At 35.3% G+C, this 14,950-nt stretch carries 13 protein-coding genes; 8 read left to right on the top strand and 5 right to left on the bottom strand.

Features of this window, described 5'->3' with window-relative positions:
- Positions 1–240: 240 nt before the first annotated feature.
- Positions 241–2,775 carry an ATP-binding protein gene (locus DWB61_RS06410; RefSeq protein ID WP_158614377.1) on the top strand — a complete coding sequence of 845 codons (2,535 nt, stop codon included), beginning with the start codon at positions 241–243 and terminating at the stop codon, positions 2,773–2,775.
- 70 nt (positions 2,776–2,845) lie between these two features.
- On the opposite strand, the gene DWB61_RS06405 is transcribed toward DWB61_RS06410, so the two are convergent.
- Complete coding sequence (locus DWB61_RS06405; protein ID WP_125030068.1) at positions 2,846–3,493, bottom strand: PQLLE family protein; 648 nt, start codon at positions 3,491–3,493, stop codon at positions 2,846–2,848.
- 626 nt (positions 3,494–4,119) lie between these two features.
- Between DWB61_RS06405 and DWB61_RS06400 the strand changes: the two genes are divergently transcribed.
- From DWB61_RS06400 to DWB61_RS06385, 4 genes are all read left to right on the top strand, one after another.
- Positions 4,120–4,905 (top strand): energy transducer TonB, encoded by a 786-nt coding sequence (locus DWB61_RS06400; RefSeq protein ID WP_125030067.1) that lies wholly within the window; start codon positions 4,120–4,122, stop codon positions 4,903–4,905.
- A gap of 311 nt (positions 4,906–5,216) precedes the next feature.
- The gene (locus tag DWB61_RS06395) at positions 5,217–5,486 is read left to right on the top strand and encodes a transporter suffix domain-containing protein (RefSeq protein WP_125030066.1); all 270 of its coding nucleotides are present in this window, start codon (positions 5,217–5,219) and stop codon (positions 5,484–5,486) included.
- A 24-nt stretch (positions 5,487–5,510) separates the two neighbouring features.
- On the top strand, positions 5,511–7,307 hold the full coding sequence (locus DWB61_RS06390; protein ID WP_125030065.1) for an ABC transporter ATP-binding protein: 1,797 nt from the start codon (positions 5,511–5,513) through the stop codon (positions 7,305–7,307).
- A gap of 159 nt (positions 7,308–7,466) precedes the next feature.
- On the top strand, positions 7,467–8,567 hold the full coding sequence (locus tag DWB61_RS06385; protein ID WP_125030064.1) for a CNNM domain-containing protein: 1,101 nt from the start codon (positions 7,467–7,469) through the stop codon (positions 8,565–8,567).
- A gap of 53 nt (positions 8,568–8,620) precedes the next feature.
- Here DWB61_RS06385 and DWB61_RS06380 read toward each other — a convergent pair whose 3' ends face one another.
- Positions 8,621–9,133, bottom strand: coding sequence for a hemerythrin domain-containing protein (locus DWB61_RS06380; RefSeq protein ID WP_125030063.1), 513 nt, complete (start codon positions 9,131–9,133; stop codon positions 8,621–8,623).
- A 561-nt stretch (positions 9,134–9,694) separates the two neighbouring features.
- Between DWB61_RS06380 and DWB61_RS06375 the strand changes: the two genes are divergently transcribed.
- The 3 genes from DWB61_RS06375 to DWB61_RS06365 all read left to right on the top strand — a co-directional run bounded on the left by DWB61_RS06375 (position 9,695) and on the right by DWB61_RS06365 (position 12,689).
- Positions 9,695–10,108, top strand: a complete 414-nt coding sequence (locus DWB61_RS06375; protein WP_125030062.1) for a nucleotide triphosphate diphosphatase NUDT15 — start codon at positions 9,695–9,697, stop codon at positions 10,106–10,108.
- Between the two features lie 246 nt (positions 10,109–10,354).
- Positions 10,355–10,513, top strand: coding sequence for a hypothetical protein (locus tag DWB61_RS17760; RefSeq protein WP_197091135.1), 159 nt, complete (start codon positions 10,355–10,357; stop codon positions 10,511–10,513).
- Positions 10,514–10,676: 163 nt separating this feature from the next.
- On the top strand, positions 10,677–12,689 hold the full coding sequence (locus tag DWB61_RS06365; protein ID WP_125030061.1) for a cation:proton antiporter domain-containing protein: 2,013 nt from the start codon (positions 10,677–10,679) through the stop codon (positions 12,687–12,689).
- A 60-nt stretch (positions 12,690–12,749) separates the two neighbouring features.
- Here the strand turns inward: DWB61_RS06365 and DWB61_RS06360 are convergent, their stop codons facing one another.
- The 3 genes from DWB61_RS06360 to asnA all read right to left on the bottom strand — a co-directional run bounded on the left by DWB61_RS06360 (position 12,750) and on the right by asnA (position 14,720).
- Positions 12,750–12,956 (bottom strand): YgaP family membrane protein, encoded by a 207-nt coding sequence (locus tag DWB61_RS06360; RefSeq protein ID WP_125030060.1) that lies wholly within the window; start codon positions 12,954–12,956, stop codon positions 12,750–12,752.
- Positions 12,957–12,998: 42 nt separating this feature from the next.
- On the bottom strand, positions 12,999–13,523 hold the full coding sequence (locus DWB61_RS06355) for an SRPBCC family protein (RefSeq protein ID WP_125030059.1): 525 nt from the start codon (positions 13,521–13,523) through the stop codon (positions 12,999–13,001).
- 159 nt (positions 13,524–13,682) lie between these two features.
- Positions 13,683–14,720, bottom strand: coding sequence for an aspartate--ammonia ligase (asnA, locus tag DWB61_RS06350; protein ID WP_125030058.1), 1,038 nt, complete (start codon positions 14,718–14,720; stop codon positions 13,683–13,685).
- Positions 14,721–14,950 lie beyond the last annotated feature (230 nt).

The following is a 14,950-nucleotide window of genomic DNA, read 5'->3' as shown; positions in this document are numbered from 1 at the left end:
TCGTTGACAATTAATAGGTTAATTGAAAAAAAGATGTCCACTACCCAAAGTACTCATGCTTCGGAGATTGATTCTGAAATTTGACAATAATTTTGATTTTTTACTGTATCTTCCATCCGTGTTGGAAATGAAAATAGATCGAGAATGAATACGCGAAAATTTAAGACTAATAAATTGATATCCCTCAATCGGTATTTTTTCATACCCATTGCATTAATTTTATTCTTTTTAACCTTCTACATGATTTATGAAGATATTAAAAACAATACAATCAATGACTTCAATAATGAACAATTAATATTAGCCGAAACGGCATCTCAGGGTATTACTTTTTTTATCGATGATTGCCAATCCGAACTGGTTTTTTTGGCGAAGTTTAAGCAAATTATAGATTTTTCGGATGAGAGTAAAGCATTAATGACAAACTATTATGAAACCCATAAAAGTATTGTTACAGCTATTACAAGAATAGATACAGCAGGTGTCATTCTGTACACTTATCCTTATAATCAATCAGCAATAGGGCAGGATATCTCCTATCAAAATCATGTTCAACAAGTTCTTGTTAATCAGAAGCCTGTTTTAAGTGATGTGTTTATGTCGGCACAAGGATTTTTAGCAATAGCTTTGCATGTTCCTGTGTTTAAAAACGAAACCTTTGTAGGTAGTCTTGCAGTTTTAATCCCAATTGATGGATTGGGAAAGCTGTATCTTGGGAAAATAAAGAACAGAAAAAACGGACATGCATGGCTGCTTAGCGAAAATGGTATCGAAATCTATTGTCCTATAAGCGGGCACACAGGCGAATCCATTCTTGAAACTTCGGAGCAGGATGGTTCTACCATTGAGATGCTCGAGCAAATAAAAAATAATAATACAGGAACAGGTAAAATTACCCATCAGGACGTATTTGATAAGGATAACACGAAGGACTTAGATTTGTATTACGCTTTTTATCGTATTCCGCTTGGCAATACGTATTGGACTATTCTTATTTCCTATCAGGAAAAAGATATTTATATCGCCCTATCCAGGCTTCGTAATCGTTTAATCTTTGTTTTTTCTTTGCTATTTATAGCTCTCTCATTTTATTTTTATTCGCTGACTAAAGTCAGAAATCTTTTAAGAGAAGAAGCTAAAAGAAAAGAAGTTGAAAAAACATTGCTTAAAAGCGAGGAGAAATTCCGTAAAATATTTGATGATCATGCAGCCGTTAAACTTCTAATAGACCCCAATACCGGCAATATTATTGATGCGAATAAATCTGCAGCCAAGTATTATGGCTGGAGCTGTGAAGAATTGACGAAGATGAATGTTGGGCTACTCAATGGCCTTTCATCTCAGGAAATTATGAAGAATATTGAGAGTGTCTTGTCCGAAAATAAAAACCAATTTGAATTCAAACATCAACTGAAGGATGGCACTATAAGGGATGTTAAAGTATTGAGTAGTAAAATTAAAATTGACAATAATAATGTGCTACATTCAATTATTCAAGACATTACTAAACGTAAAAATGCAGAAGCATTACTAAAAGAAAAAACAGATAAAATAAAGTCGCAAAACAAGGAATACCAGCAGATTAATGAAGAATACCTGCAAATTAATGAAGAACTTAATCAAACAAATCAAGAATTAACTATAGCCAAGGAAAAAGCCGAAGAAAGCGACCACCTAAAAACGGCATTCTTGCACAATATTTCGCATGAAATACGAACACCCATGAATGCAATTGTAGGCTTTTCAGGTTTGCTTAACGACCCCGATTTGCTTTCTGAAGATCGTCAATATTTCACCGATTTAATTATACAAAGTAGCGACCAATTGCTCTCTATTATCACCGATATAGTAAGTATTGCCTCAATTGAGGCCGGACAGGAAGAAGTTCAGGGAAATGAAATCAATATCAATTTAATTTGTAAACTTATAAACGAGCAATTCTTTCCGAGAGACACAAACCCAAATGTTACCTTTCGTTTACAAACCCCTTTGTCCGACGATGACGCGATTATTATTACCGATTCAACTAAACTAACACAGATACTAAGTAACCTTGTAGGCAATGCTCTTAAGTTTACCCAAGAAGGTTTTGTTAATTTTGGATACACTGTAAAAGACAATTGGCTGGAATTCTTTGTTGAAGATTCGGGAATAGGCATTTCTTCTGATATGCACGCCGAAATATTTAAACGCTTTCGTCAGGTAGAATCGACTTCAGCCCGAACATACGGAGGTTCAGGTTTGGGATTGTCTATCTCAAAAGCTTATGTTGAAATGCTGGGCGGTCATATTTGGCTAAGCTCCGAAGTGGGTAAAGGTTCTGTGTTCTACTTTACTCTTCCTTACAAAACGGTAAACTCGAAATCGATACCTGAGCTCCCTCTTAACGAGCTAAACGTTGAATTCATAAAGCCAAAAACAGTTTTAATTGCAGAGGATGAAGATTTTAATTTTATTTTGTTGGAAAAATTCTTTTCAGACATTAAAATGAATATTATCAGGGCTATAAATGGGTTAGAAGCCGTTGCAATTTGCAAATCAAACCCACAGGTGGATTTAATACTGATGGATATAAAAATGCCTGAAATGGATGGTTACGAGGCTGCCAAACGCATAAAAGAGTTTAGACCTAATTTATCTATAATAGCTCAAACCGCATATTCCAACGAAGCAGATAAAAACAAAGCTATTGCTTGTGGTTGTTCCGATTTTATTAGTAAACCTTTTAAAAGAGAACTCTTATTATCTAAAATTAATGAACAGCTCCTTAAATAGATTTTCTAAGCCTTATTTTCAAAAAGCCAACTTTTGCGAGTCGGCTTTTTGTATTTTAAAGAGGCGGTGTTTAGCTTTTAACCAATATACCCAAAACTTCGAGTTGTTGTGGCGTATCGTATAGGGCAATTTTAGCAAGTGTGTCAAAATCATCCATCCATTCACTTAGTGCGTGTAAGTCTGCATTCTTAGAAACAGTAGTCGCTTGAGATTCTCCCATTTCTTTGTCGAACTCAGATCTATGCGTCAATAGTGTATCGAGTTCTGCCAAGCATTCTGTCGCAAGCTCAGGAGTCAACTTTATAAGTGCAAGCTTTTCCTGAACCGACTGGTTCGTGTTAATGCTTGTATAAAACAACTTAAGCTTATCGAAAAACTCATTATATTTTATTGGGAAACGCCCCTTTACACCCAATTGAATTAGCGTATCAGGATCTTTCTTGCATAGAATTAGACTTAAGTCACGATGTCTTTTAAAGGTCATCTCCAATTTACTGTAAGCCTTGCTATAGATGTTAGATGCCACTCGTGTTTCCGACTCTTCTTTTTTATGAAATTCCCATGTTCCTTTAGCTATATCGTATAAGTTCCAACCTTCGGAAAACTTGCTTTCGTCTATACCATACTCGGCTAATGCAGCTTTAATTTGAGGATGCGTTTGCGCATTGGTTAATGCGGTACGTGTGCGTTCTAAAAATTTTGATTCTGATTGTTTCATTGTTCTTTTAATTTTTGATTAATAAAATAGTTTAAGTTTAATAGAATGACAATGAAGTTACATTTTTATAATCACATAATAAAATAGTTAACGCAACATAATTGTAAAACAATGTTAATAGATGAGCGTTTTTTATCCATAGCCTTATGGTAAGGTAGGCTGCGGGAGGGTAGAATGGATATATCCTTCGGTAGAATTGGTTAATCCGATGGTAAAATTCGTTCCCAGAGGTTAGAATGGACTAGTCAGTTGGTAGGATTGGTCTATTCGGCCGCATTATTTATTGCTTCGTCCGCATAATTCGTTCCCAAGTGTAAGAATGGACTGCTGGGGTGGGAGGATGCCCTATTTATTGGTTTTATGCTCCCCCAGACGGTTTTATGGCCAATTTTACGGTAATATGCACCCTTGTAGGCGCAAAAAACTAAGTTATGTTTGCAGTATGTTGTGGTAGGTTCAATTATTTGTATATGCACTTATGTAGAGCCACTCTTATTTAATTTTGATTAATAGTTTTGTGTCTTGTTTAATACTGTTTAATGGAATTTATGTCTATTTTTAGTCCTCTTAAAATGAGTCTATTGAAAGGTTGAAATTTAGTAAGATAATTTTAAAAAATATTTTAAATGAAGTATTTATTGTTAGTTTTTGCAGGTTTTCTAATTAGCCATCAGGCTTATAGTCAGAATCTAAAAACCAAAAAGAAAACAAGTCAATTCACCAAAGAAATCTACCAGATAGACAAGAAGAGTAAAACAAAAAACGGGTTTTACTATAAAATATCCACAAGTACGAAGGACACCCTGGTTGTTGGTAATTATTCGAATGACCAAAAGACTGGTTTGTGGACATATAATAAAATGAATGGAGAAAAATACCTTGAGTTTAATTACGAGACGAAAACCATAGCTTCTTTTTGTGGTGATGAGTTAAAATCTGATTCGACTTATATACTACATGATAAGAAATTTGTACTTGATAGAGTTGATCATCCGCAAATTTATCTAGGATTCGAAAACGAACCTCGCACGTATATTGCAAGAAACATCAAATTACCTATAGAAATTTTTAAAAATGGAATAAGTGGCAAAAGTGTCGCCTCATTTGTTGTTGATGAGAATGGTAAAATTAGAGATCAGAAAATTGAGTTTTCTTTAAATAAGGAATTTGATAAGAAGATACTTGATGTGATTAGTAAACTGACAGGAGATTGGGTTCCAGCAACAAAAGATGGTAAAGCTTTCTCATCAAAAATAATTCTCACTGTAGATGTACAAAGTATGTCTCAGAGTTTTGGAAAATCACTTATGAATAAAGAAGAGGATCTTCCTTATTTATGGCATACTGTACTTACATATTCTTCGGTGATAACAACAAGAAAAACAGTAACTAGAAGGAAAGTGTCATACTAGTTGAAATTTTTGTTCATATGAGTCATGAAAAGATTGTTTAGACTTGTCGTGAAAAAGATGTAAAACTTTAAAGAATAGCCCATTCTCAACAAGATTTTGGACTTTTACAACCTGACAGATTAATCTACATCTTGTAAATTAATCTGTCAGGTTTTTTTTAATCATCCAGTTCTTAAAAAAAACAGCTTAGGAAGAAACAATATCTCGCTGAAATTCGTTATTATTAAGAATAATAATAAATAGGAAGGGGAGAGCATGGCAAAACTAAAGAGCATATCCCCAAATTCGAAAGGAGAGCAAACACAAAGCATATGAAAAAAAAGAAACAGACAATAAAATTAGGGATCATTTTGATTATTCTCTGTATTCCATTTTTTCTTTTCCTCCCTGTTGTTCCATTCCTCGAAATGGATGCTAAAACCAAAATTACACTCTCCACCATATCTTTAATTATTGGGGAAGTTATGTTTTGGGTTGGTGGTATATTGGTTGGTAAAGAGCTTTTGGGAAAATACAAATCATACTTTAAGCCTAAAAATTGGTTTATAAAAAAGGCAGATCAGAATAAGGACGTAAATTGATAAAAAGAATAGTAAGGATAGAGAATGGCAAGATCACATACAGCAGATACATCGAATGTTCCCAAAGGGAAAATAAATAAAAGTGGCCTACGAAATGCCTTTAGGCTTTATAAATACATCAAACCCTACCGCGGACAGTACTTCCTTGGGATCTTTTTCTTATTAGGCTCAAGTTTGGCTAGCCTGGCTTTCCCCAAACTTCTTGGGGATTTGGTGAATACGGGTAATAACACCACGCTGGGACAAACTTTGAACCAAACGGCCATCTTGATTGCTCTTGTCTTAATCATACAGGCAGTCTTTTCTTATTTTCGTATTGTCTTATTCGTAAACGTAACAGAACGATCGCTTGCTGCGCTTCGTCAGGCCACCTATCGTCATTTAATCAAGCTGCCTTTACAGTTTTTTGAAAGAAGACGCGTGGGGGAGTTGAATAGTCGAATATCGGCCGATGTGATTTTGCTTCAGGAAACCATGACGAGCACGCTGGCTGAATTTATCCGACAGATTATTGTCATTACAGGGGGTATTACACTTTTGGCTGTCATATCAATAAAACTAACAGCTTTTATGCTGATTACTTTACCACCAACTATGATCGTAGCAAGATTCTTTGGTCGATTTATTCGGAGATTCTCCAAAGATGTGCAAACGAAACTGGCAGATTCCAATACGATTATTGAAGAAACACTACAGGGCATACAATCTGTGAAAGCCTTTACAAATGAATCTATTGAGATTGCTCGATACAAAAAGAAAACCATTGAGATAGCTGATTTAGGCATGACGAGAGGTAAGTACAGAGGGGCGTTTTCCTCTTTTATTATTCTCGGCTTATTTGGTGCTATTGCCGCTATGGTATGGCAAGGTTCTCGTTTATTACAAGCGGGTGAAATGCAATCAGGAGATTTATTCTCCTTTGTCATTTATTCTGTTTTTGTGGGGGGAACCATTAGTGGTTTGGCCAATGTATACACCAGTATTCAGAAGTTTATTGGAGCCACTGAAGATCTGTTTAAGATTTACGATGAAGTACCTGAAGACATTCAAGATATCAAGGAGATTGATCCGAAATATAAAATGCAGGGAGAAATTAGCCTGAGAAATTTGAATTTTGCCTACCCTTCAAGATCAGAGCAAACGGTTTTGAACAATATCAATTTAGAAATTGAAAGTAATAAAATGATTGCCCTTGTGGGACATAGTGGGGCTGGTAAAAGCACTTTGGCTTCTCTGCTGTTAATGTTGCATCAACCCCCAAAAAACAGCTTATTTTTCGATGAGCACGATAGTCACGATTTTCCTTTATCTGCCTTAAGAAGTCAGATATCCTTGGTGCCTCAGGATATTTTTCTATTTGGAGGGAGTATAGGTGAGAATATTGCCTATGGCAAACCAGGTGCAAGCGAAGACGAAATTTATCAGGCTGCGAAAAAAGCCAATGCGATGGAGTTTATCGACCGTTTTCCCGAAAAATTTGAAACTATTGTAGGTGAGCGTGGTACTCAGCTCTCGGGAGGTCAACGTCAGAGAATAGCCATAGCGCGCGCTATTCTAAAAGATCCAAGAATTTTAATCCTGGATGAAGCTACATCTTCGTTGGACTCAGAATCGGAGCAATTGGTGCAGGAAGCTCTTGAAAAATTAATGAAAGGAAGAACATCCATAGTGATTGCACACCGCTTATCGACCATTAGAAAGGCCGATGAAATTATTGTCCTGGAACAAGGTGAAATCGTAGAGCAGGGCACACACGAAACACTGATGAAGATGATAGAAGGTAAATACAATAAGCTGATTCAATTACAGTATGCCAATTAAGAAATTTAAAAACAAAATATTTTCAATAGGTAAAGCCGGCTCGAGTGAGTTGGCTTTTTATTTGTTCTTTTTTTGTAATTATTATTCAAAGTCGTGTTTAATAAAGTGTACAAAATCATTACAAATAATCTATAATATTGTAAATTTAAAAGAAAACGCATGATCTTACTTCTATTCTACCTATTTCTAGCTCTCGTTGTTTCCTTTCTTTGCTCTATAACGGAGGCTGTTTTACTTTCCACACCTCAATCTTTTTTAATTGTTAGGAGCGAGGAAGGTCATGGCTGGGCCAAGACATTTGTCGAACTAAAAAGCAATATTGACAAACCTTTATCTGCCATTTTATCGCTAAATACAGTGGCTCATACCATTGGAGCAGCTGGTGTTGGTGTACAAGCCGTTAAAGTTTTTGGAGCAGCTTCATTTGGAATTGTTTCCGCTGTTTTAACCCTTTTAATTTTGGTTATCACTGAAATTATACCGAAAACAATTGGAGCCAGATATTGGCGAAATTTAGCCATGATATGCTCTCCTCTTATCAGAGGAATGATCTTTATTACTTATCCTTTAGTTTTAATGTCAGCTAGGATAACAAAGTTTATTTCAAGTAACACGCAAGAGCAGACAACGAGTAGAGAGGAAATAGCGGTACTAGCAAGTATAGGTGCAGATGAAGGCATTTTTTCAATAAAAGAAGATAAAATTATTCAAAATTTATTGAAGCTAAAAAATGTGAAAGTAACAGAAATAATGACCCCAAGAGTTGTTGTTGCTCTTGCTGATGAAAACTTATTTCTAAAGGATTTTTTGAAAAATAAAGATTATCTAAGGTTTTCGCGCATACCTGTCTATTTGGGTAATGATGAAAATATAACGGGTTATGTCTTTAGACAAGCCGTTTTTGAAAAGCTCGCAGAAGATCAATTTGAGTTAAAATTGAAAGATATTAAACGAGATATCGTTATTTTTCCTAATTCGATCGTTCTATTAACTTTGTGGGAGAAACTTTTGGAGAAAAAGGAACATATTGCCTTGATCGTTGATGAATACGGTGGTATGGATGGTATTGTAACCTTGGAAGATATAATTGAAACTTTATTAGGTCTTGAAATTATTGATGAAAAAGATACGATAACTGATATGCAAAAATATGCAAGGGACAGATGGAAGGAAAGACAAGCTAAATATAATATATTAGAGAAGTTAAATAAAAAGGACGAAGAAAAAAGGCCTCCTGGCAATGCTGAAAATAAGGTGTAACGACAAAGCTCCCTGGATTTCCAGAGAGCTTTGTCCGTTAATATTGCAATACCTTATTCTTTGATTTTCGGAAAAAGAACCTCATTTTCAAGCTCTCTATAATGGCTTAATTTTTCATTGAAAGCTCTTAATAGATCGTAAACCAAGTTATAAGTTCTGCAAGAACCTTCAGGTGCTGTAAATTGATTGGTTAATTCTGAGATGTTTTCAAGAACGCTTTCGAAAGCAAGATGATTCCCAGCTAATGATGAAATTTCAAAGTCTAGAATATTGTCATCCACCTTAATATCATCAATTAAATTAAATACAGTCTCTTCTTTTTTGATGTGCTCATTAAGCTCGGCTACCAATTGTAAAAAAAGGTTACGAACCGCTGGTAGGTGAGGGTGAGATTCACCATGAACACGAACCACCTTGTCGATAGGAGGCAATAGTTCATTGATATCAGCTTCTATCTTCTGATGGTATTGCTTTTCGATATAAGCCATCAATTTGTCCAAATCCCAACTTTTATAAGTTTCTACTGTCTCTATTTTTTTATCAGGTGCTTGGTATGAAAATTCCATTTTGTTCGATTTTGATTTCTAATAATTAGAGTAAGAGAGTTGTGTATCTTTTACTCTAGTTTGTTTGCAAAGCTAAAATTTAAATTCAATAATTCATATGAATAAGTCTTAAAGTCAATTGAAAGATGAAATATTTGGATGGCGTATAACTTCCCGATAACAGGACTTATGTGGTTTTGTGAATCAAATTTTGATTTTATTATTGAGGGCGTGTTAAAAAATGCAAAACACTTATAACAAAGAGGTTGTTCTTTTGTTAAATCAGATCAAATGAGTTTTCTTTGCAGGCTTTAAAAAAAAAGAAAGAATTTCTAGTAGAGTTAAAATGAATTCGGCTATTATACCTACAGAAAAGAAAGCTTATGAGGAATTCCGATCTCAACGAGATAGCGATTTAGGATTACCAACCATTAATAATCCGCACTATGAGAACGCTGCTGCAAGTGCAAGGCTGATGCGCTATTGTTTTTTATTTATAGCTTTTTTGTCTAGAAATCATTATCTGTTTATAGACTTATTTTCATAAATTTGGTCGTGTTCTTAAAAATCGAATCATAATATATGGAAAGTAAGCGTCCTAAAGTGGGGGTAGGAGTTGCCGTCGTAAAAGAGGGGAAAGTGTTGTTGGGTAAGCGTAAGAATGCACATGGCGAGGGAACTTGGTCTTTCCCTGGTGGGCATTTGGAGTATCAGGAAAGTTGGGATGACTGTGCTTTTCGCGAAACGCTTGAAGAAACAGGTCTGTCAATTAAGAATATTAGATTTGGAACTGTGACTAACGATATTTTTCACGAAGAGCATAAGCATTATGTGACCATCATTATGCTATCAGATTACGAGTCTGGCGACCTGCGTTTAATGGAACCTGATAAATGTGAAAAGTGGGAGTGGTTCAACTGGGATAAGCTTCCTGATGCTCTTTTCGTATCCATTGAGAATCTGTTGAAAGACAATTATAATCCTTTAAATCAGTAGTTCTTAGATTAAGAAATAGCCTTGTGATTTTACTCATTTTTTGGAACGGTACATTTATTCCCAAAGTAACTGTTTTGTTATCTCAAACTTTAAGGAAGCACCTAATGTTTACAACACGATGTCGCCTTTTATGAATGCCGATAAAATGAAAACACCTTTGCTTCTGATTCATGGTAAAAGCAGATAACAACTCGGGTACTTACACCATGCAGAGTGAGCGTTATTTTAATGCCTTAAAAGGTTTGGGTGCAACGGTACGTTTGGTTGTATTGCCAAGAAAGTCATGGTTATACCGCTAAAGAATCGATTCTGCATATGTTATGGGAACACGATCAGTGGTTAGAGAAGTATGTGAAAAACCGTAAGATGAATCCTGAAATTTCTAAAGTAGAAAAGAAATTCTAATTGAAACTTACTTGTGAGAGAGTTCCTTTATGGGAGCTCTTTTTTTTGCATTTGAATTAGAAGCAAAGGTCGAATGGTGCTTGTGTAAAATGGAGATCCTAAGTGTTCATTTGAAAAAAATAATTATCTTATGTGTCAGATTCACAAATAGAATCAACAGCCTATGGAAACCTATCTTGAAATTATTCTCTTTTTGGCCGGATTTTTAATTATAACTGTAGCAGCGAGCCGACTTTCTCTCTATTTCGTGAAAGTTAAATTGCCAATTATTACAGGCCTCCTTGTTATTGGGATTATTGCAGGTCCTTTTGTATTGAAACTTATTTCAAATGAAGCCTTGCCTAAACTTGGTTTTATCAATGATATTTCCCTTTCTTTTATTGCTTTTGCGGCTGGTGCAGAACTATATATGTCTGAATTGAGGAGCAAGATGAAAAGTATTAAGTGGATAACTTTTGGACAATTGTTTTTCACATTTACTTTGAGTTCTACAGCGATTTATTTTGTAAGCGATTATATTCCTTTTATGTCTGAATTAGGGGCTCCTGTTAAATTGGCAATTTCTCTTTTAATCGGAACTATTTTTGTCGCACGTTCACCGGTTTCTGCAATAGCAATTATTAACGAGATGAGAGCTAAGGGACCATTTACTAAAACTGTAATTGGAGTTGTCGTTGTTAAAGAATTTTTAGTTATTATTTTATTTACCATTTGTTCATCCATTGCTAATGTGCTGATTAACAATGTTGAGTTTGATATTAAACTCTTATTTGTTTTAATTGGTGAGTTGAGTTTATCCTTCTTTTTGGGTTATGCACTAGGAAAAGGAATTAACCTTTTACTAAGTTTCAGAATGTCAACTACAGTTAAATCAATTTTATTAATTGGTTTGGGCTATTTAGTCTTCGTATTGGCACATCAGGTACATTTTTTTAGTCAAAAGTATTTAAGTTTTGATATTTATATAGAGCCTCTATTAATCTGTATCTTGGGCGGTTTTTATGTAGTGAATTATAGTGGATTTAAAAGGGAGTTTTCTAAGATAGTCGAAAAAGTAACCCCAATGATTTACATTATGTTTTTCACTTTAACTGGAGCTTCTCTCTCATTGGATACGTTTGCACACACTTTTTTGATTGCCTTATTTTTCTTTTTTCTAAGGTTGATTGTACTCGCGATTGGAACTTTTTTTGGAGGAATTTTTGCCAATGATCCGTCACATACGAGAAAATCGTCATGGATGCCTTATGTCACACAGGCTGGAATATCATTAGGCTTAGTTTCGATCGTGAGTCAGAAATACCCAGAATGGGGCGTTGAATTTGGTACGATCTTAGTAACTGTAGTTGTATTAAATCTTTTTGTAGGCCCCCCACTATTTAAATGGGGAATTTTAAAGGTTGGAGAATCTCATCGCAAGCACGATGTTTTGCATGAAAAGCGAGATAAGAAGGTTTTTATTTTTGGTCTCGAAGGGGAATCTCTAGCCTTAGCTCGTCAGCTTAAATCCAGTGATGTTCAGGTGAGTATGGTGACGCGCGATAAAGAAAAGGCCTCACATGAATATATGGGCGTTCAGGTTGTTCATATAAAAGACTTAGGCGTAGATGAAATGAAACGTATTGGAGCTAATGAGGCTGATAGTTTTGTTCTTTTTTATCAAGATAAAGAGAGTTTAGAAATATGTGAACTAGCCTATGAACAATTTGGTACTCGGCATCTGGTCGTGCGCTTGCACGATAGAACGTTTATGAAGCGTTTTCAGGACTTGGGCGCTCTTATTGTTGAGCCAGCTTCTATGCTGATTGGTTTGATGGATCACCTGGTTCGCTCACCAATCGCCACATCTATTATTCTGGGTATGGATGAAAGTCAGGATACAGTGGATGTCGAAATGCAAAATAGTGATTACCATGGCATGAGTATACGAGAACTTCAGATGCCTAGTGATATTATTATTCTAGCAACTAAGCGTAATGAAAATCCTATTATTTCAACAGGTTATACACGATTGAGAATAGGAGATGTATTAACCCTTGTTGGTTCCAGAGAAAGTTTAGAGAAGGTGAAACTAAAGCTAGGACAGCAAAGTGAGGCTGATTTTAGACAATTGAGAGGGATACATATGAAACTTCTTAAGAAGGTGAAATCTCCTAAAGGAGGTGATTTTATTTAGAAGTATTCTGAAACAGAAAGGCTACTTGTGAAAGCAGCCTTTCTTGTAGCTATAAATTTTTTAGTCTTTCTTTTTACAAGTATTGAAACCCATAAGAGCATAAGGAGGACAATTCCCAATAATAGCTGAAATAAGCATAATAGATGCAAATACTACAACTACAATTCCTATAGTACCTGTGATAATATCCATTATAAACAAAACAATTAACGCTATTGCTACTATTGAACGTAAGATTCGGTCAACAGGACCCATGTTTTTTTTCATTTGAATAATTTTTAGTGATAAAATTTGTTTAGTTGTATCTTATTATTTCTCAATGTAAGCTTTAAATTTGCTCAACCCTTTTTCAAAATCGGGACCAACTTGCTTTTCCATATCCATAAATAACATGATGATGGTCGTTGGAAATGCATGCTCACCGCGGAATCCCCAGATCACTTCAGTTTGATTATCTAGTTCCTTAAGCTTAAAGAAACCAATACTTGTTGATTCGAATGGCTTGAGAAATCGCAGTTCGGTTTCGATATCCGTATTGCCTTTAATTTTCATGATTTCTTGTTCGCCCTCACCAACTTCCTCGTTTCCAATCCAATGAGTAGTTGATCCAATTTCACCATCAATTCCTCTATATTCTACTTTCATGTTTGCATCCATTTCTGCCCAAGGAGACCAAATTTGCTGTTCCTTTAAAGAACACAAACTTTTGAATACAGTGTCAATTTGTGAAGAGACAACAACTTTTCGTTCTACTTGATAAACTTTGGGTGCAATCACATGCATTACAACTAACAAAAGAACCAGCATTCCAGTAATAAATAACGCTTTCTTCATAGATATTTTTTTAGGTTTTGAAATAGGATGGCTTTCCAAAAATGCCTCAAATAAAAAGACAAGTGCCTCCTAAATTTAAGAAAAAAAACTTATTGTAGGATTCACTTGTCTTAATATTGTTTTTAAATATCTGATCTTCTTTAGATAAGGGCGATTTTGCTAGAGTATGAAAATATCCGATTCTTTACACTTTTGTCTGAGTTCATCAGGCCAAATACTCGATTGAACTTCTCCAATGTGAGCTTTTTTCAAAAGAAACATGCACAATCTTGATTGTCCAATTCCACCACCAATTGAATAGGGAAGTTCCCCGGTAAGTAATTTTTTATGAAACATCAAGGATTTTCTTGATTCAGCTCTACGAATTTCAAGTTGTCTTTCAAGTGCTTCTTTATCTACACGAACCCCCATTGAGGATACTTCGAAGGCAATTTCCAGTACTGGGTTCCAAAGAATAATATCACCGTTTAATCCCTTATAACCGTTAAGGGTAGGTGTGCTCCAATCGTCATAATCAGGAGCGCGACCATCGTGTGGTTCGCCGTTAGCCATTTCGCTACCAATACCAATAATAAAGACGGCACCATATTCTTTGGCGACTTTTGTTTCTCTTTCCTTAGGGCTTAGTTCTGGGTATTTAAGTAATAGATCCTCTGCATGGATAAAGTGAATATCTTCGGGTAATTGAGTTTCGATATTTGGATAATGCTCTTGCAAAATGTATTCTGTTCTTTTGAGTGCCGCATAGATTTGTTTAACGGTCTTTTTCAAAGTATCAAGGCTACGTTCTTCTTTGGTGATTGTTTTTTCCCAGTCCCATTGATCCACATATAGAGAGTGGATGTTGGTAAAGTCCTCATCAGGACGTAGGGCGTTCATATCTGTATAAAGACCTTGTCCCACTGGTATACTTAATTCTCCAAGCATGTAGCGTTTCCATTTTGCCAGCGAATGAACAACTTCAGCTCTATCATCGCCCAATGCTTTAATGGGAAAGGCTACTGGGCGCTCAGTACCGTTTAAATCATCGTTTAAGCCAGTGTGTTTCATCACGATTAGTGGAGCGGTAACGCGTCTCAATCGAAGTTCTGCTGATAGTTGTAATTGGAATTGATCTTTAATGAGCTTGATAGCCTTTTCTGTACGATCTAAGTCGAGTAAGCTCTTGTAATCTTTTGGAATAATTAAATCTTTCATGGTTTTTGATTTTGGTTAAAATGAAATTTTGATATAAAAAAAGCCTTTCCATAGGGTGGAAAGGCTCAAACAAATGCATGTTGGTATCCTTTCTCACCCTCAGGGAAAATTATTATTAGTCTTATTATTATTGAATGAATACATAATGCTATAAAAATGTGTTTATAAAAAAAGCCTTCCGGTAGGGGAAGGCTTTAGCTAGTGTAGGTATATTTTAACAATCAACTATA

Source organism: Ancylomarina euxina (assembly GCF_003863355.1).
In the GTDB taxonomy this organism is placed as follows: domain Bacteria; phylum Bacteroidota; class Bacteroidia; order Bacteroidales; family Marinifilaceae; genus Ancylomarina; species Ancylomarina euxinus.
Note: the sequence above shows the minus strand (reverse complement) of the source record. Positions and strands in the feature narration are given on the sequence as shown.